The 24,971-nt window shown below is 66.1% G+C and carries 24 protein-coding genes; 8 read left to right on the top strand and 16 right to left on the bottom strand.

The annotated features are described in order from the left end of the window. Positions 1 to 39: 39 nt before the first annotated feature. Together ASD15_RS11945 and ASD15_RS11940 are read right to left on the bottom strand one after the other, a co-directional pair. Positions 40 to 918, bottom strand: a complete 879-nt coding sequence (locus ASD15_RS11945; RefSeq protein ID WP_157200911.1) for a pirin family protein — start codon at positions 916 to 918, stop codon at positions 40 to 42. A gap of 41 nt (positions 919 to 959) precedes the next feature. Beyond that, complete coding sequence (locus ASD15_RS11940) at positions 960 to 1,559, bottom strand: FMN-dependent NADH-azoreductase (RefSeq protein ID WP_057155120.1); 600 nt, start codon at positions 1,557 to 1,559, stop codon at positions 960 to 962. A gap of 333 nt (positions 1,560 to 1,892) precedes the next feature. Between ASD15_RS11940 and ASD15_RS11935 the strand changes: the two genes are divergently transcribed. Together ASD15_RS11935 and ASD15_RS11930 are read left to right on the top strand one after the other, a co-directional pair. Then, a complete protein-coding gene (locus tag ASD15_RS11935; protein ID WP_057155118.1) occupies positions 1,893 to 2,318 on the top strand; it encodes a GNAT family N-acetyltransferase in 426 nt (141 codons plus the stop codon). A gap of 11 nt (positions 2,319 to 2,329) precedes the next feature. Next, positions 2,330 to 2,926 (top strand): YdcF family protein, encoded by a 597-nt coding sequence (locus ASD15_RS11930; protein WP_057155116.1) that lies wholly within the window; start codon positions 2,330 to 2,332, stop codon positions 2,924 to 2,926. Position 2,927: 1 nt separating this feature from the next. Here ASD15_RS11930 and ASD15_RS11925 read toward each other — a convergent pair whose 3' ends face one another. The 10 genes from ASD15_RS11925 to ASD15_RS11880 all read right to left on the bottom strand — a co-directional run bounded on the left by ASD15_RS11925 (position 2,928) and on the right by ASD15_RS11880 (position 14,665). Then, a complete protein-coding gene (locus ASD15_RS11925) occupies positions 2,928 to 3,827 on the bottom strand; it encodes an alpha/beta hydrolase (RefSeq protein WP_057155114.1) in 900 nt (299 codons plus the stop codon). Further along, on the bottom strand, positions 3,820 to 5,445 hold the full coding sequence (locus ASD15_RS11920; RefSeq protein WP_057155209.1) for a 3-hydroxyacyl-CoA dehydrogenase: 1,626 nt from the start codon (positions 5,443 to 5,445) through the stop codon (positions 3,820 to 3,822). Before ASD15_RS11920 ends, ASD15_RS11925 begins: the two co-directional genes overlap by 8 nt. A gap of 2 nt (positions 5,446 to 5,447) precedes the next feature. Beyond that, positions 5,448 to 5,846 (bottom strand): RidA family protein, encoded by a 399-nt coding sequence (locus tag ASD15_RS11915; protein WP_057155112.1) that lies wholly within the window; start codon positions 5,844 to 5,846, stop codon positions 5,448 to 5,450. Between the two features lie 49 nt (positions 5,847 to 5,895). Further along, positions 5,896 to 7,053, bottom strand: a complete 1,158-nt coding sequence (locus ASD15_RS11910) for an acyl-CoA dehydrogenase family protein (protein ID WP_057155110.1) — start codon at positions 7,051 to 7,053, stop codon at positions 5,896 to 5,898. A 9-nt stretch (positions 7,054 to 7,062) separates the two neighbouring features. Further along, positions 7,063 to 7,917, bottom strand: a complete 855-nt coding sequence (locus ASD15_RS11905) for an enoyl-CoA hydratase family protein (protein ID WP_057155108.1) — start codon at positions 7,915 to 7,917, stop codon at positions 7,063 to 7,065. An 11-nt stretch (positions 7,918 to 7,928) separates the two neighbouring features. Continuing rightward, a complete protein-coding gene (locus tag ASD15_RS11900) occupies positions 7,929 to 8,468 on the bottom strand; it encodes a MarR family winged helix-turn-helix transcriptional regulator (RefSeq protein ID WP_057155106.1) in 540 nt (179 codons plus the stop codon). A gap of 11 nt (positions 8,469 to 8,479) precedes the next feature. After that, positions 8,480 to 9,295 carry an SDR family NAD(P)-dependent oxidoreductase gene (locus tag ASD15_RS11895; protein ID WP_057155104.1) on the bottom strand — a complete coding sequence of 272 codons (816 nt, stop codon included), beginning with the start codon at positions 9,293 to 9,295 and terminating at the stop codon, positions 8,480 to 8,482. A gap of 2 nt (positions 9,296 to 9,297) precedes the next feature. Next, positions 9,298 to 11,694: a bifunctional salicylyl-CoA 5-hydroxylase/oxidoreductase gene (locus tag ASD15_RS11890; protein ID WP_057155102.1), complete on the bottom strand. Its 2,397-nt coding sequence runs from the start codon at positions 11,692 to 11,694 to the stop codon at positions 9,298 to 9,300. Positions 11,695 to 11,775: 81 nt separating this feature from the next. Beyond that, positions 11,776 to 12,969 (bottom strand): ABC transporter substrate-binding protein, encoded by a 1,194-nt coding sequence (locus ASD15_RS11885; protein ID WP_057155100.1) that lies wholly within the window; start codon positions 12,967 to 12,969, stop codon positions 11,776 to 11,778. A 70-nt stretch (positions 12,970 to 13,039) separates the two neighbouring features. Next, positions 13,040 to 14,665: an AMP-binding protein gene (locus tag ASD15_RS11880; RefSeq protein WP_057155099.1), complete on the bottom strand. Its 1,626-nt coding sequence runs from the start codon at positions 14,663 to 14,665 to the stop codon at positions 13,040 to 13,042. A gap of 220 nt (positions 14,666 to 14,885) precedes the next feature. Between ASD15_RS11880 and ASD15_RS11875 the strand changes: the two genes are divergently transcribed. Genes ASD15_RS11875 through ASD15_RS11860 form a run of 4 tightly spaced genes read left to right on the top strand, consistent with a single transcriptional unit; the run spans position 14,886 to position 18,297 of the window. Continuing rightward, the gene (locus ASD15_RS11875) at positions 14,886 to 15,806 is read left to right on the top strand and encodes a branched-chain amino acid ABC transporter permease (RefSeq protein ID WP_057155207.1); all 921 of its coding nucleotides are present in this window, start codon (positions 14,886 to 14,888) and stop codon (positions 15,804 to 15,806) included. 9 nt (positions 15,807 to 15,815) lie between these two features. Next, complete coding sequence (locus tag ASD15_RS11870) at positions 15,816 to 16,802, top strand: branched-chain amino acid ABC transporter permease (protein WP_082551778.1); 987 nt, start codon at positions 15,816 to 15,818, stop codon at positions 16,800 to 16,802. Between the two features lie 8 nt (positions 16,803 to 16,810). Further along, on the top strand, positions 16,811 to 17,590 hold the full coding sequence (locus ASD15_RS11865; RefSeq protein WP_057155097.1) for an ABC transporter ATP-binding protein: 780 nt from the start codon (positions 16,811 to 16,813) through the stop codon (positions 17,588 to 17,590). Continuing rightward, complete coding sequence (locus ASD15_RS11860) at positions 17,587 to 18,297, top strand: ABC transporter ATP-binding protein (RefSeq protein ID WP_057155095.1); 711 nt, start codon at positions 17,587 to 17,589, stop codon at positions 18,295 to 18,297. The genes ASD15_RS11865 and ASD15_RS11860 overlap by 4 nt, the downstream gene beginning before the upstream one ends. A gap of 60 nt (positions 18,298 to 18,357) precedes the next feature. Here the strand turns inward: ASD15_RS11860 and ASD15_RS11855 are convergent, their stop codons facing one another. Continuing rightward, entirely contained in the window at positions 18,358 to 18,768 is a 411-nt protein-coding gene (locus ASD15_RS11855; RefSeq protein ID WP_057155094.1) for a thioesterase family protein, read from the bottom strand. A gap of 14 nt (positions 18,769 to 18,782) precedes the next feature. Beyond that, positions 18,783 to 19,838 (bottom strand): porin, encoded by a 1,056-nt coding sequence (locus ASD15_RS11850; protein ID WP_057155092.1) that lies wholly within the window; start codon positions 19,836 to 19,838, stop codon positions 18,783 to 18,785. Positions 19,839 to 19,995: 157 nt separating this feature from the next. Here ASD15_RS11850 and ASD15_RS11845 point away from each other — a divergent pair, with 157 nt between their 5' ends. Next, positions 19,996 to 20,907 carry a LysR family transcriptional regulator gene (locus tag ASD15_RS11845; RefSeq protein ID WP_057155090.1) on the top strand — a complete coding sequence of 304 codons (912 nt, stop codon included), beginning with the start codon at positions 19,996 to 19,998 and terminating at the stop codon, positions 20,905 to 20,907. Between the two features lie 121 nt (positions 20,908 to 21,028). Here ASD15_RS11845 and ASD15_RS11840 read toward each other — a convergent pair whose 3' ends face one another. Both ASD15_RS11840 and asd read right to left on the bottom strand, forming a co-directional pair. Continuing rightward, on the bottom strand, positions 21,029 to 21,709 hold the full coding sequence (locus ASD15_RS11840) for a thiol:disulfide interchange protein DsbA/DsbL (RefSeq protein WP_057155089.1): 681 nt from the start codon (positions 21,707 to 21,709) through the stop codon (positions 21,029 to 21,031). A 20-nt stretch (positions 21,710 to 21,729) separates the two neighbouring features. Beyond that, the gene (asd, locus tag ASD15_RS11835; RefSeq protein ID WP_057155087.1) at positions 21,730 to 22,575 is read right to left on the bottom strand and encodes an archaetidylserine decarboxylase; all 846 of its coding nucleotides are present in this window, start codon (positions 22,573 to 22,575) and stop codon (positions 21,730 to 21,732) included. A 190-nt stretch (positions 22,576 to 22,765) separates the two neighbouring features. On the opposite strand from asd, the gene ASD15_RS11830 reads away from it, so the two are divergent. Beyond that, positions 22,766 to 24,913, top strand: coding sequence for a TonB-dependent siderophore receptor (locus ASD15_RS11830; protein ID WP_229418161.1), 2,148 nt, complete (start codon positions 22,766 to 22,768; stop codon positions 24,911 to 24,913). Positions 24,914 to 24,971 lie beyond the last annotated feature (58 nt).

Genomic DNA, 24,971 nt, shown 5'->3' with positions numbered 1-24,971 from the left:
CTGGGGGTCTTGCTCCCCCAGCGGCTGGTTTGATGGTTGCTAAGCGTGCGCTTCCTCGCCCAGCTTGCCGGCGCGGAAGTCTTCCACCGCCTGCATCAGCTCGGCCTGGGTATTCATCACGAACGGACCGTACTGGGCGATCGGCTCGTTCAGCGGCTTGCCCGCAATCAGGATGAAGCGGCTGTCTTCGGCCGCCTGCACCGTCACGCCGTCGGCGCCGGCGACGTTTTCCAGGATCGCCATGCGGCCACTGGCCACCGGCTTGCCGCCGATGTGCACGCCGCCGCGATAGGTGAACACGAACGCGTTGTGCCCGGCCGGGATCTGCTGGCTGAAGCTGGCGCCCGCCTTCAGTTCCACGTCGATGTAGATCGGTTCGGTCACTTCACGCTGCACCGCACCGGCCACGCCGTGGCTGCTGCCGGCGATCACCCGCACTTGCGCCCCATCCGTGCTGAACGACGGCACTTCGCCGGCGTTGAAGTCGCGGTACCACGGGTCGCGCATCTTGTCCCTGGCGGGCAGGTTCAGCCACAGCTGGAAGCCTTCCATGCGGCCTTCCTCTTGCTCCGGCATCTCGGAGTGGATCACGCCGCGCCCGGCCGTCATCCATTGCACGCCGCCGTTGGTCAGCAAGCCTTCGTTGCCGGCGCTGTCCTTGTGGCGCATGCGGCCGGTGAGCATGTACGTGACCGTCTCGAAGCCGCGGTGCGGGTGCTCGGGGAAGCCGGCGATGTAGTCGTTGGCCGAGTCGCTGCCGAAGTTATCCAGCATCAAAAACGGGTCGAGGCGGCGCTGCAAAGGCTGGGTGAGGACACGGTTGATCTTCACGCCCGCGCCATCCATCACGGCCTGGCCGTTGATGATGCGCTCCACGCCGCGCGATTGCTGCACGCTTTCCTTGGTTACTTGTGTCATTGCCATACTCCTTTAGTTGATGGGCGCCGCCGGTACCGCTTTTATGCCAGGACCGCGTCGACTTGCGCGTCCGCTTCGGCTTGTGCCTTGGCGACGGCGTCCGGACCCATCCCCAGGCCTTCCGAGTAGACGAACTGCACGTCGGTCAGGCCCACGAAGCTCAGGAACGCTTTCACGTGCGGCAGTTGCGTGTCGCTCGGCGCGTCGCGGTGCAGGCCGCCGCGCGACAGGGCCACGTAGACTTTCTTGCCGTTCAGCAGGCCGACCGGGCCGGTTGGGCCGTACTTGAAGGTCACGCCGGCACGGGCGATAGCGTCGAACCACGATTTCAGCTGCACGGTGATGCCAAAGTTGTACATCGGCGCGCCGATCACGATCACGTCCGCTGCCTGCACCTGGGCGATCAGGGCATCGTCCAGCGCCACGCGGGCCGCTTGCTCCGGGGTACGCTGGTCGGCCGGGGTGAACAGGGCTTGCAGGGTGGGCTCGTCGATCACAGGGTGCGGGTTGCTTGCCAGGTCGCGGCGCTCGACCGAGGCGGCTGGATTGGCGGCGGTCAGCTTGGCGACGATGGAGTCGGCCAGACGGGTTGATTCGGAACCGGTGCTGCGGGCGCTGGAGTTGATTTGCAGGATGTTCATGGTGTGGTTTCCTTCGTGTTGGGTTGTGTGCTGCGATGGATGTACTTTAACAGTCCCAAATTGTTTGATTAAGCTGGGTAAATGGGTTTCATTGGACCGTCAGTGGGACAATCGCCGCGTGGCCTAACGCGGCGAGTGCAGATTTAGTGGAAATGCGTGCAGTTCGAGGCGGTCTCGCGGTGTTATCCTTCGACAATCATTGCAATTCCATATACCTATTCCGGCATCTGGATCTGGACTAGCGATGCGCCCTGAAACCCCGAAGCGTGACCGTGTCGGTGTCTCGTGATCGAACATCGGCGGCCTGCGAGCTCGGAACAAAAAGGAAGTACTTTGAAACAGAGCATTATTCTTGTCACCGATAGCGCGGAGCCTCAATTTGAGGAGATCCTCGGCAAAGGGCTGGATGAGTTCAATCAGCAGGCTGCGGGCCTGAATGATCGCCGCCCGTTGTGCGTGATGGTGCGAGACCCCGACAGCGACGAAGTGGTCGGCGGCATTGTCGGCAGGACTTCGCTGGGGCTGGCGTTTCTGGACCTGTTCCACCTTCCGGATTGTCTGCGCGGCTCGGGCTTGGGAACGAAAGTCCTGAAGGCGTTCGAGGAAGAAGCGCGCGAACGCGGTTGCCGTTCCGCCGTGCTTTACACCATCAGCTTCCAGGCCCCCGGGTTCTACCAAAAGAATGGGTGGGTAGCGTTTGGCGAGATAGACTCCGCAACGGACGGTATCAGCCGCATTTTCATGACCAAAAAGCTGTAACTTCAACGCGCATGTCACACGACGATTTGCAGCGCATTGCCGAATACATCATGCCGTCATTTCCGGCACGTGTTTCGGACCTCGGATTTCTGTTTGGTACCCGTCACGGCGTGCGCGAGTTTTGCGAGGTGGCGCATAGCCTGTGGCAGGCCGGCATGTTCCGCCGCCTGCTGGTATCGGGCGGGCGGACGGGATTCTCGCCGGAGGCCGAGGCCGATATGATTGCCGAGCGGCTGGTGGCGCTTGGCATGCCGGGATCGGCCCTTATACTGGAGACGGCGGCGATGAACACCGGCGAGAACGTGCGCTTCGGCCGGGCCAGGGTGGCGGAGGTGATGGACATCGCTGCAGTTCGCAGTGTGCTCGTCATCGGAAAAGTATGCGCGACCCGGCGCTACCTGATGACGCTGCAGAAGCACTGGCCGGGTTTGAGCGTGTCGGTCTCGCCCGTCAACTATTTTGGCATGCCCGCCGAGCGCTGGCATGAGCACGAAGAATTCCGCGCGCGCGTGCTCAGGGAATTCGACAAGATCCCGCGTTACACGGCCGAAGGCTTTCTCGAAGAGATCGCCGGCTGCCCGGCCTACCCGCACTTGGCCGGGCGTTGAATCAGCCGCCCATGCCCATCATGCGCAGCAGTGCGCGCGTGAGCAGGCTGTCGGCTTTGGCCAGCTCCAGCACCACGTCGAAATGGTTGGTGCTGGCGATCTCCAGGTAGTCGGCCTGCAGGCCTTTGGCGCGCCAGGCGTCGGCGTAGCTGCGGCTCTGGCGGCGGAATTCCGCAGTCTCGGTGGCGCCGACGACAGCCAGCAGCGGGCCGCCTTGTTCGGGCAGGTGGTGGATGGGGCTCAGGCGGCGCGCGGCTGCGGCGTCCAGTTTGGCCCATTCATTGATATGCGTGGCGGGGATGGGCGCGAGGTCCATCAGGCCGCTGATCGGGCAGGCGCCTGCGGCGGCGTACTCGGGCAGGCCATGCGCCTTTTGCCAGCCGGGCGCCAGCAGCATGCCGACCAGGTGGCCGCCGGCCGAACTTCCGCATAGGTAGATCCGCGCCGCGTCGCCGTTGTATTGGGCGATGTGGCGGTGCACCCATGCCAGTGCGCGGCGGTTCTGCTCGACGATGCGGTCCAGCGTGACGCCGGGCGCCAGCGAGTAGTTGACCGCGACCACGGTGGCGCCGGCCGCCGTGAAGGTGGCGGCCATGAAGCTGGAGTCGTCCTTGGACAGGGCGCGCCAGTAGCCGCCGTGGATGTACACCAGCACCGGGCTGTCGGGTTTGGGTGCAGGGAAAATGTCGAGCTGTTCGTCTTCGTGCTCGCCATAAGCCACGCCGCAGCGGCAAGGTAGCACGGCGCGCATGGCGGCACTCTGTTCGGCGTAGGCGCGCAGGTAGATGGTGGCGTCCGGCACCGTGGCGCGGGCGTTGTACTGGCGGTCCAGCTCTGCCGCGCTGTATCCCTGGTAGAGGGCGGCGGCGTCCTGTCTGAGGTTGTCCACGGGATTACGCATGCTGCTGCCCTTGCTCGGCCTGCTGCTCTCTGGCGCCGTTGGTGTGCAGCAGGGACAGGCCGAGCTGCGCGCGGCGCACCAGCCAGGGGCTGGGGCGGTAGCGCGGGTCGCCGCTCAGCTGCTGCAGCTTGCGCAGGATGGCCAGCACGCGCTGCGGGCCGAGATGGTCGCCCCAGGCGAGCGGGCCGCGCGGGTAGCCCAGGCCCAGGGTGACGGCGCTGTCCAGGTCGGCCGGCGTGCAGATGCCTTGCTGGACGATGTCGCAGCCGATGTTGATGATGGTGGCGAGTACGCGCTGGACGATGAAGCCTGCGCTGTCGTTGATCAGCGTCGCCGGGTGGCCGCCTTGCTCGAACAGCGCGAGCAGGCGCCCGGCGAGGCCGGTATCGGTGGCGGGACTGAGCATCAGCGTTGCGTGCACGGGGACGGCGCCGTCCGTTCCTGTCGCGCAGAGCGGGTCGATGCCCAAGGTCCGGCCGGCGTCGAGTTCCAGCCGTGCGATGCTGGCGCTGGTGTCTTCACCCCAAGGCGCCACCAGGCACAAGGCGCTGGCTGAGGGGCGGGCGGAGATGTCGATGAAGGCGCCGAGGCCGCGCAGCAGGCTTGCCAGGCTGGCGTGGGTATCGGCATCGGTTGTGTCGATCCAGATTGGCCCGGTCCAGGGCTGGGGCGAGGAGATGGGCGCGCCAGCGTTGGCGGCGGCAGGGGCGGCGGCCTGCGGGGCCGTGCTGTCTCCGTCGTAGCGGTAGAAACCTTGCCCGGTCTTTTTACCCAGCAGCCCTGCGGCCAGGCGCTGCGCGGTGATGGGGCTGGGACGGTAGCGCGGCTCCTGATAATACTGGCGGTAGATCGATTCCATCACCGGATGGGAGACATCGAGCCCGGTCAGGTCCAGCAGCTGGAAGGGGCCGAGGCGGAAGCCGGCGGCGCCGCGCAGCACTGTGTCCACCTGCTCGAAGCTGGCGACACGCTCCTGTACGATCCTGAGCGCTTCGGTGAGGTAGCCGCGCCCCGCGTGGTTGACGATGAAGCCGGGCGTGTCGCTGGCCTGCACCGGCGTGTGGCCGAGGCGCCGCACGAAGGCGGTCAGTGCCTGCGTTGCCTCGGCGCCGGTGAGCGCGCCGGAGATCACCTCCACCACCTTCATCAGCGGCACGGGATTGAAAAAGTGGCAGCCCGCGATGCGGTCCGGCAGGCGCGCGCCTGCGGCAATGGCGGTCACTGACAGGGAAGATGTATTGGTGGCCAGCACGCAGCCGGGGCGTACGATGCCTTCCAGCGCGTCGAACAGCGCACGCTTGGATTCCAGCTGTTCAACGATGGCTTCGATGACGATGCCGCAATCGGCCAGCGCCTGCAGCGATGGCGCCGCGTGCAGCTTCGCGCCGGCGGCATCGGCCGCTTCGGCGGTGAGCTTGCCTTTGCCGGCCAGCGTGGCCAGCTGCCCGCGCACGGTGGCCACGGCCTTGGCTGCTGCGCCGTCCTGCACGTCGTACAGGTACACGTCGATGCCGGCTTGCGCCGCCACCTGGGCGATGCCGCGCCCCATGGCGCCGGCGCCGGCCACGCCGAGCGTCAGGCGGCCTTGTGTGAGCGGGCCTTGCGGGACGTGCTGCATGGTCACGCCGCTTCCGGCACGATGGCGGTGACTTCGATTTCCACCTTGGCTTCGTCTTCGATCAGGCCCGCCACCTGCACCGCCGTCATGGCGGGGAAGTGGCGCCCGAACACGGCACGGTAGGCCACGCCGATTTCCTTGTAGGCGGCGACATATTCTTTTTTGTCGGTGACGTACCAGGTCATGCGCACTACGTGCTCCGGGCCGGCATTGGCTTCGGCCAGCACAGCGACGATGTTGCGCAGGGCCTGTTCGACCTGGCCGGCGAAGTCGCTGGTCTGGAAGCGGCCTTCGGCATCCCAGCCTATCATGCCGCTGACGCAGATGGTGCGTCCGCTGGCGGCCACGCCGTTGGCGTAGCCCTTGGGCTGAACCCAGCCTGGTGGTTGCAGGAATTGCATGGTGTACCTCTCAGTTATGCGCGGTTGTGCTCAGTTGTTGGGTGCCGGATCACGCGCGCAGCATTTCGCGCGCGATGATCAGCTGCTGGACTTCGGAGGCGCCTTCGTAGATGCGCAGCGAGCGGATTTCGCGGTACAGCCGCTCCACCGGGTGCTCGCTGACCACGCCCAGGCCGCCGAACATCTGCACTGCCGCGTCGATCACCTGCTGCGCGGTTTCGGTGGCGGTCAGCTTGGCCATGGCCGCTTCCTTGGTCACGTTGCGGCCCTGGTCGCGCTGCCAGGCGGCGCGGTAGGTGAGCAGGGCTGCGGCGTCGATGCCGGTGGCCATCTGCGCCAGCTTGGCCTGGGTCATCTGGAAGTCTGCCAGCGTCTGGCCGAACATCTTGCGCTGCTTGGCGTGCGCCAGCGCTTCGTCCAGCGCGCGGCGCGCGAAGCCCAGCGCGGCGGCCGCCACCGAGGTGCGGAACACGTCCAGCGTGGCCATGGCCACCTTGAAGCCCTGGCCCGCTTCGCCCAGCCGCTGCGCGGCGGGGATGCGGCAGTCGGTGAATTTCAACCGCGCCAGCGGGTGCGGCGCGATGACGTTGATGCGCTCGGCAATTTCGAAGCCGGGCGTGCCCGCGTCCACGATGAAGGCCGAGATGCCGCGTGCGCCCGGCTGTTCGCCGGTGCGGGCGAACACCACGTAGAAGCCGGCGATGCCGCCGTTCGAGATCCAGGTCTTCTCGCCGTTCAGGATGTAGCTGTCGCCGTCCCGCACGGCGGCGCACTGCATGGCCGCTACGTCGGAGCCGGCTTGCGGCTCGGACAGTGCGAAGGCGGCGATGGCTGCCCCGCGCGCCACCCGGGGCAGGTAAGCTTCGCGGTTGGCGTCGCTGCCGAACAGGCTGATGGCGCCGGAGCCCAGGCCCTGCATGGCGAAGGCGAAATCGGCCAGGCCGTTGTGGCGCGCCAGCGTTTCGCGGATCAGGCACAGGGCGCGGGTGTCGATCGCGTTGGATGCGCCGCCGTGGCCGGTGCCGGCGATGGCGTGCGACAGCCAGCCGGCCTGGCCCAGCTGCGTGACCAGCGTGCGGCAGGCGGTATCCACGTCGTGTTCGTGCTCCTGGGCGATGTGCTGCGTGGCCCAGCTGTCGAGCTCCTGCTCCAGCTGGCGGTGGCGCGGCTCCAGGAAGGGCCAGCTCAGGTAATCTTTGTCGGACATTGCGGCTCCTTAGTTGCCTTCGAATTCGGGTTTTTGCTTGGCCACGAAGGCGTGGTAGGCACGGTGGAAGTCGTTGGTGGCCATGCAGATGGCCTGCGCCTGCGCTTCGGCTTCGATGGCTTCGTCCACGCCCATGTTCCACTCCTGCTGCAGCATTTTCTTGGTCATGCCGTGCGCGAAGGTGGGGCCTGTGGCCAGGCCTTGCGCCAGCGCCTGCGCGGCGGCCAGCAAGGCATCGGGCGAGTGCAGGCTGTTGAAGAAGCCCCAGCGTTCGGCTTCGGCACCGCCCATCGAGCGGCCCGTGTACAGCAGCTCGGCGGCGCGGCCCTGGCCGATAAGGCGCGGCAGCAGGGCGCAGGCGCCCATGTCGCAGCCGGCCAGGCCCACGCGGGTGAACAAGAAGGCGGTCTTGCTGCGCTCCGTGCCGAGGCGCATGTCGGACGCCATGGCCAGGATGGCGCCGGCGCCGGCGCAAATGCCGTCGATGGCGGCGATCACCGGCTGCGGGCAGGCGCGCACGGCTTTCACCAGGTCGCCCGTCATGCGTGTAAAGGCCAGCAGGCCGGGCATGTCCAGCTTGGTGAGCGGGCCGATGATGTCGTGCACGTCGCCGCCGGAGCAAAAGTTCTCGCCGGCGCCGGTGATGACGACCGCTTTCACATCGTCGGCGTAGGCCAGCGCGCGGAACAGGTCGCGCAGCTCGGCGTAAGAATCGAAGGTGAGCGGATTCTTGCGTTCGGGGCGGTTCAGTGTGACGGTGGCGACGCCGGCGCGCACTTCGAACTTGAAGTGCGCGGCCTGGTAGTCGGCCAGCGCCCGGCTGTTGCCGGGCAGTTGGTGCGGGGTTCCCTGGAGGTAGCGCATGGCGGTGTTCCTTATTCGTCCTGGTGGGGGCCATCGCTCAGATGGCCTTTCATGCGCGACAGCAGCGCGATCATGTCGTTCTTCTCTTTCACCGAGAGGCCGTCCAGCAGCTCGGCGATCCAGCTTTCGTGCACCTGCGCCATGCGCTCGAACGAGCGGCGCCCGGCGGCGGTGAGCTTGACGCTGTAGGCGCGGCGGTCCTTCGGATCGGGCACGCGCAGCACCAGCTTTTCATGCTCCAGCTGGTCGGTGATGCCGGTGATATTGCCGCCGGTGACCATCATGCGCTTGGACAGCTCGCCCATGCGCAAGCCGTCGGGATGGCGCTGCAGCTGGGCCATCAGGTCGAAGCGGGGCAGGGTGATGCCGAATTCATTGCGCAGGCGGGTGCGGATTTCGCTCTCTATCATGGTGGTGCAGGAGAGCATGCGCAGCCACAGCTTGAGCGACTGGTGGTGGTCTTGCGTCAGGCGCGATTCCAGGTCGAATACCTGGGCGGACGGCGCGGCTTGGGCGTCCGTGGCCTGCGCGGCCGGGTTTTTGATAGCCATTCTCTGCTTCCTTACATGATCTCGCCGCCGGCCACTGCCAGCGATTGCCCGGTCATGGCGCTGGCGCCGGGCTGGCACAGCCAGGCCACGGCGTCGGCCACTTGCTCGGGCTGCACCAGTTGTTTCTGCGGATTGCCGGCGGCCAGTTCGGCGCGCGCCTGCTCTTCGCTGCGGCCGGTCTTGGCCATGATGTTGGCGACGGCGTCCTTGACGATGTCGGTTTCGGTGTAGCCCGGGCACACCGCGTTGACGGTAATGCCCTTGGTAGCCAGTTCCAGCGCCAGTGCGCGGGTAAGGCCGATGACGCCGTGCTTGGCGGCGCAGTAGGCAGATACGTAAGCGTAGCCGGTGAGTCCGGCGGTGCTGGCGACGTTGACGATGCGGCCCCAGCCCGCGGCCAGCATGCCGGGCAAGGCGGCCTGGATGCAGTGATAGCTGCCGTCCAGGTTCACCGCCATCATCTGGCGCCAGATGTCGCTGCCGGTCCTGGCGAAGGGCGCGGACGCGGCCTGGCCGGCATTGTTGACCAGGATGTCGATGCGGCCGTGCCGGCGCGCCGCTTCGGCCATGGCCTGGTCCACCGAGTCGCGGCTGGTGACGTCGACGGTGACGTAGTCTACGGCGGGCGCGGTCGCGCCGGCCAGCGCGGACGCCAGCTCATGCGCGGTCTGCTCCAGCACGGCGGCGGTGCGGCCGGCCAGGGTGACGCGTGCGCCTTGCAGCAGCAGGGCCAGCGCGATGGCGCTGCCGATGCCGCGCCCGCCGCCCGTAACAAGGGCATGCTTGCCGTGCAGCGGGCCGGCGCCGGCGCTGGTGAGGGAATTCATGCTCATCCTTCCAGCAGCTTGGCTGCGATCTGCTGCGGCGTCATGCCGCTGTTGGCCGCCGCAACCTGGCGTTCGCGCTCCAGGTTGCGCTCCAGCTGCACCTTGCCCGCCGTGTACTGCTGCGGCCATTCCACGTCCAGGTAGCCGATCCTGGCGGCTTCGTTCAGCGTCCAGGCCGGATTGGCCAGGTGGGGACGGGCCACCGCGCACAGGTCGGCGCGGCCGGCGGCGATGATGCTGTTGGCGTGGTCCGCTTCGAAGATGGCGCCCACGGCGATGGTGGGAATAGCCGCTTCATTGCGCACGCGGTCGGCGAACGGGGTCTGGAACATGCGGCCATACACCGGCTTTTCCTGCTTGCTGACCTGCCCCGACGAGCAGTCGATCATGTCCGCGCCGGCTTGCTTGAACAGGCGGGCGATGGCCACCGCGTCGTCCGGCGTGATGCCGCCCTCGACCCAGTCGTGTGCCGAAATGCGCACGCTGATCGGCTTGTCCTGCGGCCAGGCGGCGCGCACCGCCTGGAACACTTCCAGCGGATAGCGGCAGCGGTTTTCCAGCGAGCCGCCGTATTCGTCCTGGCGCCGGTTGGTGAGCGGCGAGATGAACGACGACAGCAGATAGCCGTGCGCGCAGTGCAGCTCCAGCCAGTCGAAGCCCGCTTCGGCCGCCGCCACGGTGGCGGACACGAAATCGGCCTTGATGCGGTCCATGTCTTCAGTCGTCGCCGCGCGCGACGTCTGCGACACGCCGGGCAGGTACTGCTGTTCGGAAGCCGACACCAGCGGCCAGTTGCCCGACTCAAGCGGCTGGTCGATGCCGTCCCAGGCGCGGCGTGTGGAGCCCTTGGCGCCGGCGTGGCCGATCTGCATGGCGATCTTGGCGCTGGTGTTGTTGTGTACGAAGTCGACGATGCGTTTCCATGCCGCCGTGTGTTCCGGCGCGTATAGTCCCGGGCAGGCCGGGGTGATGCGGGCATCGGCGGAGACGCAGGTCATTTCGGCGAACACCAGGCCGGCGCCGCCCATGGCGCGGGCGCCCAGGTGCACCAGATGGTAGTCGCCCGCCACGCCGTCCACCGCCGAATACTGGGCCATGGGCGATACCACGATGCGGTTCTTCAGTACCGTGCCGCGCAGCTTGAAGGGCGTGAGCATGGGCGGAATGCTGTGGCGGCCGGCGGGTGGCGGCGGCAAGCCGGCTTGGGCGTGGGCCTGTTCGGCGATCCAGCGTTCGTAGCGTTCCACGTAGCCGGCGTCGCGCACGCGCAGGTTCTCGTGCGACAGGCGCTGGCTGCGCGTCAGCATGGAGTAGGCGAACTGCTCGGCTTCCATGGCGGTGTAGCGCTCCACGTTCTCGAACCATTCCATGGAGTTGCGGGCAGCGCTCTGGATCTTCAGCACTTCCACCGCGCGCACTTTCTGGTAGGCTTGCAGCACCTGCTCCATGCCGGCCTCTCCGTGTTTCTCGAAGCAGCGCGCCAGTTCGATCGCGTCCTCCAGCGCCAGTTTGGTGCCGGAGCCGATCGAGAAGTGGGCGCTGTGGGCGGCGTCGCCCATCAAGACCACTGGCACGCGTTTTCCGCCCACGGTGTTCCAGTGCACCCAGTTGTTGCAGATGATGCGCGGGAAGGTGATCCATGCCGCCGAGCCGCGCAAATGGGTGGCGTTGCTGATCAGGGCATTGCCGTCCAGGTGCTTGGCGAACAGGCGCTCGCAGAAGGCGATCGATTCCTGCTGGCTCATCTGGTCCAGGCCGGCCTTGCGCCATACGTCCTCGGGCGTCTCGACGATGAAGGTCGAGGTGTCGCCGTCGTACTGGTAGGCGTGCGCCTGGAACCAGCCATGCTCGGTTTCCTCGAAAGCGAAGGTGAAGGCGGAGAACAGCTTCTTGGTACCGAGCCAGACGAAGCGGCACTGGCGCTGCTCGATGTCCGGCTGGTAGCTGGCGGCGTAGCGGCCCCGGATACGGCTGTTCAAGCCGTCGCTGGCGATCACCAGGTCGGCGTCGTAGGCCGCCGCGATCTCCTGGTCGTCGGCCACATCGGTCTCGAACACCAGCTTCACGCCCAGCTCTTCGCAGCGGCGCTGCAGGATGTTGAGCAGGCGCTTGCGGCCGATGCCGCAGAAGCCGTGGCCGCCCGAGGTGACGGTGGCGCCCTTGAAGTGGGTGTCGATGTCGTCCCAGTGGTTGAAGGACTGCAGGATGGTGCGCGCGGTCTGCTCATCGGCGTTGACCAGGTTGCCCAGCGTCTGGTCCGAAAACACCACGCCCCAGCCGAAGGTGTCGTACGGGCGGTTGCGCTCGACGACGGTGATCTGGCTGGCAGGGTTCTGCTTCTTCATCAGCAGGCCGAAATACAGTCCGGCCGGTCCGCCGCCTATGCATGTGATGTTCATCGTGACTCCTTGTTTCCGTTACCTGTGGTGGTGGGTTACGCGTTCCGGACTCGGCGTCCTCCGCTAACCCCCCTGCGTTCATTACAGCTTGCAGGCGCCGACGTAGGCGTCCTGGTGGGCGTCGAACACCACGCCCAGCGTGCGGTTGGTGATGCGGCCCTGTGCGTCCTTGCCGATCATGCGCGCGTAGTACTTCTGTATCGGGTAGTGATTGCGGTTGAACTTGAAGTCGCCGCGCACCGATTTGAAGCTGGCTGCCTGCAGCGCCTTGCCCACGGCGGCCTTGTCGGCCAGGTTGCCCTTCACGGCGCGCACCGCCGAATCCATCAGCATGGCCGCGTCGTAGCCCTGGGATGCGTACAGGCTGGGCAGGCGGCCGTAGGTCTTTTCAAAGTCGGCCACGAAACGCTTGTTCTGCGGGTTATCGATGTCGTGTCCCCACTGGGACGCGTTGAACATGCCCAGCATCGGCGCGCCCACCGCGCGGATGATGTCCTCGTCGGCCGAGAAGCCAGGGCCGAACAGCTGCAGGTTCTTGGACAGGCCGGCGTCGACGAACTGCTTGATGAAGTTCACGCCCATGCCGCCCGGCAGGAAGATGTAGACCGCGTCCGGCTTCATGGCGCGCAGCTGCGCCATTTCCGTGCCGTAGTCCAGCTGGCCCAGCTTGGTGAGGATTTCGCCGGCCACCTGGCCACGGTAGTAACGCTTGAAGCCGGTCAGCGCGTCCTTGCCGGCCGGGTAGTTCGGCGCAATCAGGGCCACGTTCTTGAAGCCGCGCTGCTGCACCTGCTGGCCCACCGCCTCGTGCAGGTTGTCGTTCTGCCAGGCGACGTTGTAGAAATAGGGGTTGCACTGCTCGCCCGCATACTGCGACGGGCCGGCGTTGGCGCTGACGAAGTAGGTCTTGGAGTTGAACACCGTGGGGCCGACTGCCAGCATCAGGTTGGAGAACACGATGCCGGTCATGAAGTCGACCTTGTCCTTCTTGATCATCTTGTCGACCATCTGCTTGGCCACGTCGGGCGATTGCTGGTCGTCGCCGGTGACCATTTCCACCGGCAGGTTGCCCATCTTGCTGCCCAGGTGGGTGAGCGCCAGCGCGAAGCCGTCGCGGATGTCGACGCCCAGGCCGGCGCCCGCGCCGGACAGCGTGGTGACCATGCCTACCTTCACGCTGTCGGCGGCGGATGCCGGGGCGGCCGCAGCCAGCAGGGCGGCGGCGGAAGCGGCGGCGAGGGCGGTGTGGCGGAATGCGGTGGCGGTGAGTTTCACTGGCGGCTCCTGGCTGGGTGGTGGATGGTTGTTGTGCTTATGTGTGATGGCAATCGGCCTGGTGACGGGCTTACTTGAGCGGCGCGCTGCGCAGCACATGGCGCTGCAGCTTGCCGCTCTGGGTGCGCGGCAGCGCCGCCAGGAATTCTACGGCACGCGGATACTTGTAAGGCGCCACGGTCTGCTTGACGTGCTCCTGCAGCGTGCGCGCCAGTTCGGCGCCGGCCTCGTGGCCCGGCCGCAGCACCACGAAGGCCTTGACGATCTGGCCGCGTTCCTCGTCCGGCCAGCCCACCACCGCGCATTCGGCCACGGCCGGATGGCACATCAGCGCTTCCTCCACTTCCGGCGCGGCGATATTGTAGCCAGCCGAGATGATCATGTCATCGGTGCGCGCGTGGTACCAGAAGTAGCCGTCCTGGTCCATGCGGTAGGCGTCGCCGGTGAGGTTCCAGCCGTTGCGCACATACTGTTGCTGGCGCGCGTCGTCCAGGTAGCGGCAGCCGGTGGGGCCCTTGACGGCCAGCTGCCCGACTTCGCCGGGCGGCAGCGCTTCGCCGTCCGGTCCCAGCACGCAAGCCTGGTAGCCGGGGATGGCCTTGCCGGTGGCGCCGGGGCGCACCGCGTCGCCGGAAGCCGAGATGAAGATGTGCAGCATTTCGGTGGCGCCGATGCCGTCGATGATCTCCAGGCCGGTGCTCTCGCGCCACAGTGTGCGCGTGGCGTTCGGCAGCGCTTCGCCGGCCGACACGGCCTTCTGCAGCGAAGTCAGGTCGTAGTCCTGGACCAGCGGCGCCATCAGGCGGTAGAAGGTGGGGGCGGTGAAACAGATGGTGGCGCGGAAGTCCTGGATCGCCTTCAGCAGCAAGTCCGGCGTCAGGCGGTCCAGCAGCACGGCGGCGGCGCCCACGCGCAGCGGGAACAGCAGCAGGCCGCCGAGGCCAAAGGTGAAGGCCAGCGGCGGCGTGCCGATGAAAACGTCGCTGGCGGCGGAGCCCAGCGTGGAGCGGGGGAAGCAGTCGCAAATGGCCAGCACGTCGCGGTGAAAGTGCATGGTGCCTTTGGGAACGCCGGTGGTGCCCGATGTGAAACCGATGATGCAGACGTCGTCGGCGGCGGTATCGGCGGCTGCGAAACTGGACGGCTGGGCCTCCATCATCCGTTCCAGCGTGCCGCCCTCGCCGAAGTAGACGGCAGGCCCTGCCATGCCGGTCTGGCTGCGCGCCAGTTCCATTTCCTCGGCCAGCGCGGCGCAGCACAGCACCGCGTTGACCTTGGCCTTGTCGATGGCCACGGACAGTTCCTTGGCGCGCAGCAGCGGCATGGTGGGCACCAGCACGCAGCCGGCCTTCAGCACAGCCAGCGCGCACGCCGCCATCATCGGGCTGTTGGCGCCGCGCAGCAGGACGCGGTTGCCGGCCTCCAGGCCGAGGCCGTTGCCTCGGGAGGCACGCAGCACATGGGCGATGCGGTCCACTTTTTCCAGCAATTCGGCGTAGGTCCAGGATAGTTTGTAGCTGTGGATGGCGGGGCTGGCGCCGTGGCCTTTGGCCACCATCTGGTCCAGCAGTGCGGCGGCGCAGTTCAGGCGCTCGGGGTAGTGCAGTGCCGGCAGCAAGGGGGTCATGTCGGGCCATAGCTCGCGCGGCGGTAAATTGTCCCGTGCGAAGGTGTCGGTGTAGCCTGTAGCGATCATTTCTGCTCCGTGTTGACGATGTCTGCGGGGGAGTCCGAACTGCTGGTGCACTGCGATTGAAATATACTTTAAGCTTAAAATATATAGGCGTCAAGAAAAATATCCGGGGCTGAAAAAAAGCCGCGCCAGCAAGCGAAAAAGCTTGATGCTGAGCCAAATTCGGGTAGCATGCTTGAAGCTTAAAGTATTTTTCAAGGCACTTCTTCGGAGAGGGATGGGCATGGATATCGCGCTACTGATCGAGCACGGCCTGAACGGCCTGCAATTCGGTCTGATGCTGTTTTTGCTGGCGGCCGGGCTGACACTGGTACTGGGTATTATGGACCTGGTGAACCTGGCGCACGGCTCGCTCTATATGGCGGGCGCGTATTTCGCCGCCAGCTTCACCGGGCTGACCGGATCGTACTGGATAGGACTGCTGCTGGCGGTGGGCGCCACCGCGCTGTTGGGCGTGGTGCTGGAACTGGCGGTGGTGCGGCGGCTGTACGGGCGCGACCACCTGTCCCAGGTGCTGGCCACGTTCGCGCTGATCCTCATCTTCAACCAGGCCGCGCGCATGCTGTGGGGCGCGGCACCAATTTCGCTCAACGTGCCGGCCGCGCTGGCCACGCCGGTGCAGTTCACTGAACACTTCAGCTACTCCTCTTACCGCCTGTTCATCATCGGCGCCGGCTTTGCCGTGGCGCTGCTGTTGTATTTCGTGGTGGTGAAGACCCGGATCGGCATGGTGGTGCGGGCCGGCGCCTCGAATCGCGAAATGGCGGTGGTGATGGGCGCCAATATCGGCCGCGTGTTTACGCTGCTGTTCGCCTTTGGCGCCGCGCTGTGCGGGCTGGCGGGAGCCTTGCTCGGCCCCATACTCACGGTGCAGTCGGGCATGGGGGAGGGCATATTGATACTGGCGTTCGTAGTGATCGTCATCGGCGGCATCGGTTCGATCCGCGGTGCGCTGGCCGGCGCACTGCTGGTCGGCGTGGTCGACACGCTGAGCCGCACGCTGCTGCCGGTGCTGACGGCAGCGCTGGCGCCGGAAGGCTTGATGGCCGACCTGGGGGCAGCCCTGTCGTCGATGCTGATCTATATCCTGATGGCCGCCGTGCTGTTTTTCAAACCCGAGGGCTTGTTCCCCGCACGAGGCTAGGAGCCCATCATGTATGGCATTTCACAGACCAATCTGCACAGCAAACTGCACCACCGCATTGCGCTGCCGCGCACCCTGGTGCTGCTGGCGCTGTTCCTGCTTTTCCCGCTGGGCGCGCAGGCGCTGGGACTGGAGTTCTACATCAGCATGGCCTGCAGGCTGATGATCTTCGCGCTGGCCGCCAGCAGCCTGAATCTGATACTCGGCTTCGGCGGCATGGTCAGCCTGGGCCACGCGGCCTATTTCGGCGCCGGCGCCTACGCGGTGGGTATCCTGATGCAGCATGGCGTGGTGTCGGCCTGGATAAGCTGGCCGGCCGCCATGCTGGTGGGCGGGCTGATGGCCCTGGCGATCGGCGCGCTGTGCCTGCGCACGCGCGGCATCTACTTCATCATGATCACCCTGGCCTTCGCGCAGATGGTCTACTACCTGTTCATTTCGCTGCGCAGCTACGGCGGCGAGGACGGCTTGAACCTGATGTCGCGCTCTTCGCTGGGCGTGCCCGGCCTCGATCTGGCGGGTGACACTGCCTTCTACTATGTGGTGCTGGCGTTGCTGGCCGGCTGCCTGCTGCTGATGCACCGCCTGGTCAACTCGCGCTTCGGGCGCGTGCTGCAGGCGGTGCGCGACAACGAAACCCGCATGGCCGCCATCGGCTACCCCGTGTTCCGCTACAAGCTGACCTGTTTCGCCATCGCCGGCGGGCTGGCCGGGCTGGCGGGAGCGCTGATCGCCAACCAGAACATGCTGGTCAGCCCCAGCCTGGTGCACTGGACCCAGTCCGGCAGCCTGATGGTGATGGTGATCCTGGGAGGCGCCGGCTATTTTTGGGGTGGTGTGCTGGGCGCCTTCGGCCTGCTGGTACTGGAGGAAGTGCTGGCCGGGTACACCGAACACTGGCAGCTGCCGTTGGGCGTGATTCTGCTGATCGTGGTACTGCTGCTGCCGAAGGGTATGGCCAGCCTGGCGGACCGTTTTAAGGGAGAGCGGAAATGAGCGAGGCAATGAGCGGTGCAATCCTGGAATTGCAGGGGCTGGTCAAGCGCTACGGCGGGCTGACCGCCACCGACCATCTGAACCTGACCGTGAATGCGGGCGAGATCCACGCCATCATCGGTCCCAACGGCGCCGGCAAGACCACGCTGATCCACCAGATCTCCGGGGCGCTGGCGTCCGACAGCGGCCGGATCGCGTTTGCCGGCAACGATGTCACACGCATGCCGATGCACCTGCGGGTGCAGGCCGGGCTGGCGCGCTCCTACCAGATCACGAATATCTTCCCGCGCTTCTCGGTGCTGGACAACCTGGCGCTGGCGGTGCAGGCGCGCAGCGGCTCCAGCATGCGCTTCTGGCGTGCGGCGCTGAGCGAGCGCGCGCTGTTCGACCAGGCGCGCGACCTGGCGCAGCGGGTCGGCCTGGGGCCGCACGTGGACAAGCTGGCCGGCAGCCTGGCGCACGGCGCGCAGCGGCAGCTGGAACTAGGCCTGGCGCTGGCCACGCGTCCGCGCCTGCTGCTATTGGACGAGCCGATGGCCGGCATGGGGCACGAGGAGTCGGTGGAGATGATACCGCTGATCGAAAGCCTGCGGCCGGAGATTGCGGTGCTGATCATCGAGCACGACATGGATGCCGTGTTCCGCATGGCGGACCGGATTTCGGTGCTGGTGGCCGGGCGCATCATCGCCACCGGCACGCCGGACCAGATCCGCGGCAATATCGAAGTGAAAAAAGCCTATTTGGGCGACGAACTGGGCGATGAAGTTGGCGATGAGGTGACGGCATGAGCGCGATACTGAAGGTGCAGGACATTACGGCCGCCTACGGCAGCAGCCAGGTGCTGTTCGGCGTGACGTTCGAGATCAAGCGCGGCGACATCGCCACGCTGCTGGGGCGCAACGGCATGGGCAAGAGCACCACCATACGTTCGATCCTGGGGCTGAACCGGATCGGCAAGGGCAGCATCACGTTCAATGGCCAGCGTATCGACGCCATGACTACGGACCGCATCGCCCGCTCAGGGCTGGCGATTGTGCCCGAAGGGCGGCAGATTTTCCCCAACCTCACGGTGGAGGAGAATCTGGTGGCGTTCGCCGCCAACCGCTCGCAATCGGCCGCGCCATGGACGCTGGCGCGCATCTACGAGCTGTTCCCGCGCCTGAAGGAGCGCGCGCGCAACATGGGCAAGCAGCTGTCCGGCGGCGAGCAGCAGATGCTGGCCATCGGCCGCGCGCTGATGACCAATCCGCACCTGCTCATACTCGATGAGGCCACCGAAGGCCTGGCGCCGCTGATACGGGAAGAGATCTGGGCTTGCCTGGAGCGGCTGCGCAGCGTGGGCCAGACGACGCTGGTGATCGACAAATACGTGGAGCGGCTGACGCGCTTTGCGGACCAGCATACGATCATCGAACGCGGCAAGGTGGTATGGTCTGGGGATTCCCCCACGTTGCGCGCGGCGCCCGATGTATGGCACCGCTACGTGGGGGTGTGATGGCAGGCGCGCCGCCCGGCGGGTTAGCGGGGCGCGCCGCGCGTAAGCCGCCGGGCGGCGCTACAGCAGCTGCCGCAAGTCATCCGGGATGGAAATGGCCTTGTTGGTATCGAGCGAGGTCGTCACCAGCACCTGCCTGGACACCACGCGTACTTGCCCGCCCGCGCTGGCGCTTAGCCGCAGCGCAACCGAGCTGCTCCCCACGCGCTCGACGCCCAGCGACAGCGTAAGGCGTTCCCCCATCTTGCTGGGCGCCTTGAACTCGCAATCGAGCTTCACGATCGGCAGTCCGCAGCGCCGCGCGCCGATAAAGTGCGCATATCCTATTCCCAGCCCCTCGTTGAACCAATCCTCCACCAGGCCATTGAACAGCACCAGGTATTGAGGAAAGAAGACGATGCCGGCCGGGTCGCAATGCGCAAACCGGACCAGCACTTCGCGTTCGAAACTGACCTCCGGCTTGGCATCCATGATGGGTTCCCCGCTTAGAAGGTGTGGCGCATGCCGAGGTTGATGGCGCGGTCGCCCGAGCCCACTTCGGTGGCGTTGCCTACGGTGTAGAAGCCGGTGGCGCCCTTGGCCGCGTCGTTGTCGATGCTGGCGTAGGCCAGGTAGACGTCGGTGCGGCGCGACAGGTAGTAGCTGTAGCCCACGCCCCACTGGTCGGCGCCGCGCCTGGTGCCGGCGCGGTCCTTCTTGTTGATGATGGAGGCGCGCAGCGTGTGCGGGCCGTACGGCACGGTCACGCCCAGCAGCAGGTCGCGCGAATCGGCCTGGCCGTTCGGGTTGATGGTGTTGTTGATGTTGACCGTGCCCCGGTTGACCGAATAGGCCAGCGCGGCCTTGGCCACGCCGAAATCGTAGGTGGCGCCCAGCATGGTGGTGCGGCCCTTGGTCATGGCGGCGGTGCCGGCCGGAATACTGTTGATGTTGGCGTAGGCTGCCTTGATGCTGAGCGGGCCGCTGGTATAGCCGGCGTTGGCGCCGATATTGCGGCCGGCGTCGCTGTTGCCGGCCACTTCGCCCAGGCCGTAGGCCAGCTCGCCGGAGAAGCCCATGGTATCGGGCATGGCGTATTTCACGGTGTTGTTCATGCGGATGCCGGCGTTCGACATCAGGTTGGCGGCGGAGCCTGCGGTGCTGAGCGACTGGAAGGGATCGATATTGGTCATGGCCATGAACAGCGGCGTGTATTGGCGGCCCAGGGTCAGCGTGCCGGATTTGGTCTGCAGGCCGACCAGGGCCTGGCGGCCGAACAGTACGCCGCCCTGGCCGCTCACGCCGGTGTCCAGGCCGAAGCCCATCTCCAGCGCAAAGATGCCTTTCATGCCGTCGCCCAGGTCCTCGCTGCCGCGGAAGCCGAGGCGCGAGCCGCCTTCCACGCCGCCGGTCAGCTTGGTGATGTTGCCGGCCACGCCGCCCGATTCGCGCACGATGCCGGCGTCGACCGCGCCATACACGGCGACGCTGCTTTGCGCGGCGGCCAGGCCGGAGAGGGAACAGGCGGTACACATGGCGACTGAGAGCAAGGTCTTTTTCATCTTGTTTTCCTGGTTGGGTTGGGGAGCCTGCGGAATATACTTTAAGCTTAAACATATTAGGTGTAAATCAGTTTATGCAAGGCGTTGCCGGCTGCGTTGTTTTCTGGGCAGCGCCTGATGTGGTAAGGTGCGCGGGCATACACAGCATGGAATTCTTATGGCGGATATCGACCCCGGCGACTTGCTCCTGTTCGCCCGGATAGTGGAGTGCGGCAGTTTCAGAGCGGCGGCGGATCGGGTGGGGCAGCCCAAGTCCACCGTGTCGCGCCGGCTGTCGCTGCTGGAGGCGCAGCTGGGCGAACGCCTGCTGCAAAGGACCACCCGGCGCCTGGTGCTGACCGAGTTCGGCGCCAGCCTGCTGGAACACGCGCGCAAGGTGACCGAGGAAGTGGAGGCGGCCGGCGCGCTGGCGCAGCACCGCCAGCAGGCGCCCAGCGGCTTGCTGCGCGTGTCCATGCCGGGCGACTTCGCCAACCACACCATGGGCGCGCTGATGGCGCGCTTCATGGAAAAGTATCCGGCCATCTCGCTGGAGATCGACTTGTCGCCGCGCCGGGTGGACCTGGTGGCCGAAGGCTTCGACCTGGCCATCCGCATGGGCAATCTGCCGGACGACTCCACGCTGGCGGCGCGCGCGGTGGCCATCAGCAAGCTGGCGCTGTATGCCTCGCCCGGCTACACCACGTTGCGCGGCCTGCCCGAGCATCCGGACGACCTGTACCAGCATGACCTGCTCAGCCTGCCGCCCAAGCTGAACGGCATGATGCGCTGGCGTCTGCTGCGCGGCAAAACCGAGTGGGAGCGGGAACTGCCGGCGCGCATGATCGCCAACTCGCCGGAGCTGCTGGTGCGCATGGCCTGCACCGGCATCGGCATCGCCGCCAGCACCGAGCTGTTTGCGCAGAGTTTCCTGGAAAGCGGGCAGTTGGTGCGGGTGCTGCCCGAATGGAGCTTCCCGACGGTGACCGGCTGGGCCGTGTTCCCGGGCCGCCGGCTGATGCCGGCCAAGACCCGGGTGTTCCTGGACATGCTGGAATCGCTGGACGGGCTGGTGGGCTCAGTTGCTTGATGGCGCTCAGGTCAGGGGCGCAAGTGACCGGCTAGCAAGATGAGGCATTCTTCCGATTGGGGAATCGCATGTCTGCTCGCGACGGAGTGGAGAGCCCACAGCGCAGCCGCCCGCCATCGCTTTACTTGCCCAACTCCTGCTGCGCCTTGAGCACCAGCGCGTCCATCACCTGGAACGCTGCCGCTTCCACCGACGGGCGTGGCAGGTTGGGGTTGCTTTCGGAGACGATGGAGGGCGAGGTCAGGTAGCGGCCGTTGATGACAACGGTGGGCGTGCCGTCGACGCGGTAGCTGCCAACCAGCTTTTCCAGGTTGCGCAGGCGCGTCAGCACGCCGAAGGAGTTGTAGGCGGACTGGAATTGCGCCTTGTCGAGGCCGTTTTTCACCGCCCACTCCAGGTTGTCCTCGTCGGACTTCAGGCGCTTGCGCTCCACATGCCAGGTGTTGAGCACCTTGCCGTGCATGCTGTCGTCCAGCTTCATCGCTTCCAGGGTCAGGAACAAGTGCGCTTCCGGATCGGCGGCGCCGGTGTGCGGCACGTGGATGCGGCGGAACTGGATGGCCTCGCCTTGCTTCTTGACCCACGCCGCCAGGCCCGGCTCCAGCATGTTGCAGGCCGGGCAGTGGTACATGAAGAACTCTATCACCTCCACCTTCTTGCCTTGGGCCTGCGGCGTCACCGGCGAGGCCAGCGTGCGGTATTCAGCGCCGTCGCGCGGCACGGCGGGAGAGGCGGCGGCTGGCAGGGCGGCAACGGCGGCCATGGCCAGGCTCACGGCAAAGACGGTACGTTTCAGCAGCATCGCAGTTTTATCCGGCAGGGTTATTTAAGGTTGGCCATGGTTTCGCCCAGGCGCACCGGGCCGGCCGGCTGCCAGCTGTCGTTGAAGTGCAGCTTGTCCTTGGGGAACAGCATGACGACGGTGGAACCGAGCAGGAAACGGCCCAGTTCGTCGCCTTTCTTCAGCACGATGTCCTGGTCGGCATACGTCCACTCTTTCACGCTGTCGTGGCGCGGCGGGTTGACCACGCCGTGCCACACGGTGGCCATGCTGCCGACGATGGTGGCGCCCACCAGGGTCATGACGAAGGGGCCGCTGGCGGTGTCGAACACGCACACCACGCGCTCGTTGCGGGCGAACAGGCCGGGAATGCCGCGCGCGGTGGTCGGGTTGACCGAGAACAGCTCGCCCGGCACGTAGATCATGCGCGTCAGCTTGCCGTCGCACGGCATGTGGATGCGGTGGTAGTCGCGCGGACTCAGGTACAGGTTGGCGAAGCTGCCGTGCTGGAACTGCGCGGCCAGTGCCTGGTCGCCGCCCACCAGCGCGGTGGTGCTGAATTTGTGGCCCTTGGCCTGGAAGATCTGGTCGTCCTCGATAGCCCCGAACTGGCTGATGCGGCCGTCCACCGGGCAGATGAAGTCGGCGTTGGCCAGCGGGCGCGCGTCCGGCCGCAATGCGCGGGTGAAGAATTCGTTGAAGGAGCTGTAGCTGGCGATGTCCGGATTGGCCGCCTCGGCCATATTGACGTCGTAGCGGCCGACAAACCAGCGGATCAGGCGGGTTGTCATGGCGCCGGCCTTCGCGCCGGCCACGCGGCCTGCGAAGTTGGTCAGCGCGCCCTTGGGCAGCAGGTATTGCGGCAGTACAGCAAGACGGTCGGACACAGTTATCACACCTATCAATATAGACGAATACGCATTATAACGGCGCGCCACGCGCAGAGGACATTTTCTGCTCCCATAGCGACAGGGCGCACGATTGAATCTATTTCCCAATAACAAGCAATTATGAGAAAATGTAGCCTTTTTTGCAAAGTTATACTGCGCCATGCCTCGCTTTCATACTGCAATTAATTTGTCGCTCGCCGCTGCCGCCGTGGCTTCCGCCCTGAATGCCTGGGCGGCGCCGGCTCTATTGAAGGATGAGAAGACGTCTATACAGAAAGTGGAAGTGACAGCGTCCGGGGCCGGCTACGACGCGCGGCGCGACGACACGGCCAGCAAGATCATTGTAGGCAGCGAGGAGATCCTGCGCTACGGCGACAGCAACGTCGCCGATGTGCTGAAACGGCTGCCGGGCGTGACCGTGACCGGCGGGCGCGGCGGTGCGGTCGACATCCGGCTGCGCGGGCTGGGTAGTGGCTACACGCAAATCCTGCTGAACGGCGAGCGCGCGCCCGCCGGCTTTGCGGTGGACCAGCTGTCGCCGGACGCCATCGAACGGGTGGAGATCATGCGCGCGGCGAGCGCCGAATTCAGCACGCAGGCCATCGCCGGCACCATCAACATCGTGCTCAAGAAGGCGGTCAGGAGCGCGCAGCGCGAGCTGAAGGCCACGGCTGGCCGCGGCAACGATTTTTCGCAGGCAAACGGCGTCTTCACCCTGTCCGACAAGGAGGGCAATTTCTCCTACTCGTCCGTGCTGAGCATGAACCGGCTGAACTTCCACTGGCTCAAGCTGATCGACGACAACGGCGCCGATGCGGCCGGCCGCGCCAGGCTGCTGCGCCATGCCGAGTCCAACGACGTGGGCCGGCTGGAGAACCTCAGCCTGGCGCCGCGCCTGAACTGGACGCTGGCCAACGGCGACACGCTGACCTCGCAGAACCTTATCGCCTCCAACCGTTACCGCTTCGTCGGCACCGTCGATACGGCCACGGTGTTTGGCGCGCCGCAGGAATTCGACGCCACCGCCAACGACCTGCACCAGCGCAATGACTACTACCGCACCGATCTCAACTGGGTGCACAAGCTGGCCGGCGGCGGCAAGCTGGATACCAAGCTGGGCCTGAACGCCAACCGGCTCAGCAACGGGACGCGCCAGACCGGCTCCAGCCACGCCGTGCCGGGGCTGGACCGCCAGGTGGATACGCTGTCCAAGGAGCGCGGCTACACGTTCACCGGCAAATACTCGACCCCGCTGGTGCCCGGCCACGCGCTGTCGATGGGCTGGGACGGCGCCGACAGCCGCCGCGACGATACCCGCCTGCAGCGCGAAGTGCCGCTGGCGGGCGGGCGCGCCTCCACTATGGACGAGGATTTCAGCGCCGACGTGCGGCGCCTGGCGCTATATGCGCAGGACGAATGGGACTTCACGCCGCGCCTGTCGATTTACGCCGGGCTGCGCTGGGAAGGGTTGCAGACCGACAGCCACGGCGCGGGCTTCGACCCGGTGCGCAACCGCAGCAGTGTGCTGAGTCCGGTCTTCCAGGGTTTATGGAAAATACCGGATAGCAAGGACCAGGTGCGCCTGGCGCTGACGCGCACCTATAAGGCGCCGGCCACCACCATGCTGATACCGCGCCGCTTCCTGGCTGTCAACAACACCCAGAACACGCCCGACCAGCGCGGCAACCCCGCATTGAAGCCGGAACTGGCGCTGGGGCTGGACCTGGCATACGAGCATTACTGGTCGGAATCGGCCTTGCTGAGCGCCAGCGGCTTCGTGCGCAAGGTGAGCGACTACACGCGCCCGGGGCTGCTGCTTGAAGAGGGCCGCTGGGTGCAAACCTCGGTCAATGACGGCAAGGCGGTGGCGCGCGGGCTGGAACTGGAGGCCAAATTTCCGCTCAAGGCGGTGATGCAAACCGCGCATGCGCTCGACTTGCGCGCCAGTGTCAGCCGCAACTGGTCGCGCGTCGATGCGGTGCCCGGCCCGTACAACCGCCTGAACCAGCAGTTGCCACTGACGGCCACGCTGGGTGCGGACTACAAATCGGCGGACGGGGCGTTGACGGCCGGCGGCAGCTTTATCTTCAAGCGCGGCGGAGTGATGCGGATCAGCACGGAACAGTCCAGTTTCGTGACGGCCAAGCGTGACCTGGACGTCTATCTGCTGTACAAGTTCACGCCCAAACACGCGCTCCGGCTCTCCATTGTCAGCGCGCTGGCCGAGGATTGGCTGGAAGAATATACCTACACCGACGCCCGCGGCAGCCTGCGCCGCAACTCGCTGGCGCCCGGCGCGGCGCAGTTCCGGGCCGGACTGGAGTGGAAACTGTAGCGCGGCGACGTCGGCCGGGGCCGGCAGCGCGGTTTTCCCCGGCCGGGACGGATGGTAT

The sequence above is a fragment of the Massilia sp. Root351 genome, from assembly GCF_001425045.1.
Taxonomy (GTDB): domain Bacteria; phylum Pseudomonadota; class Gammaproteobacteria; order Burkholderiales; family Burkholderiaceae_D; genus Rugamonas.
The sequence above is the reverse complement of the archived record's forward strand: the minus strand, read 5'-3'. Positions and strand labels throughout refer to the sequence as shown.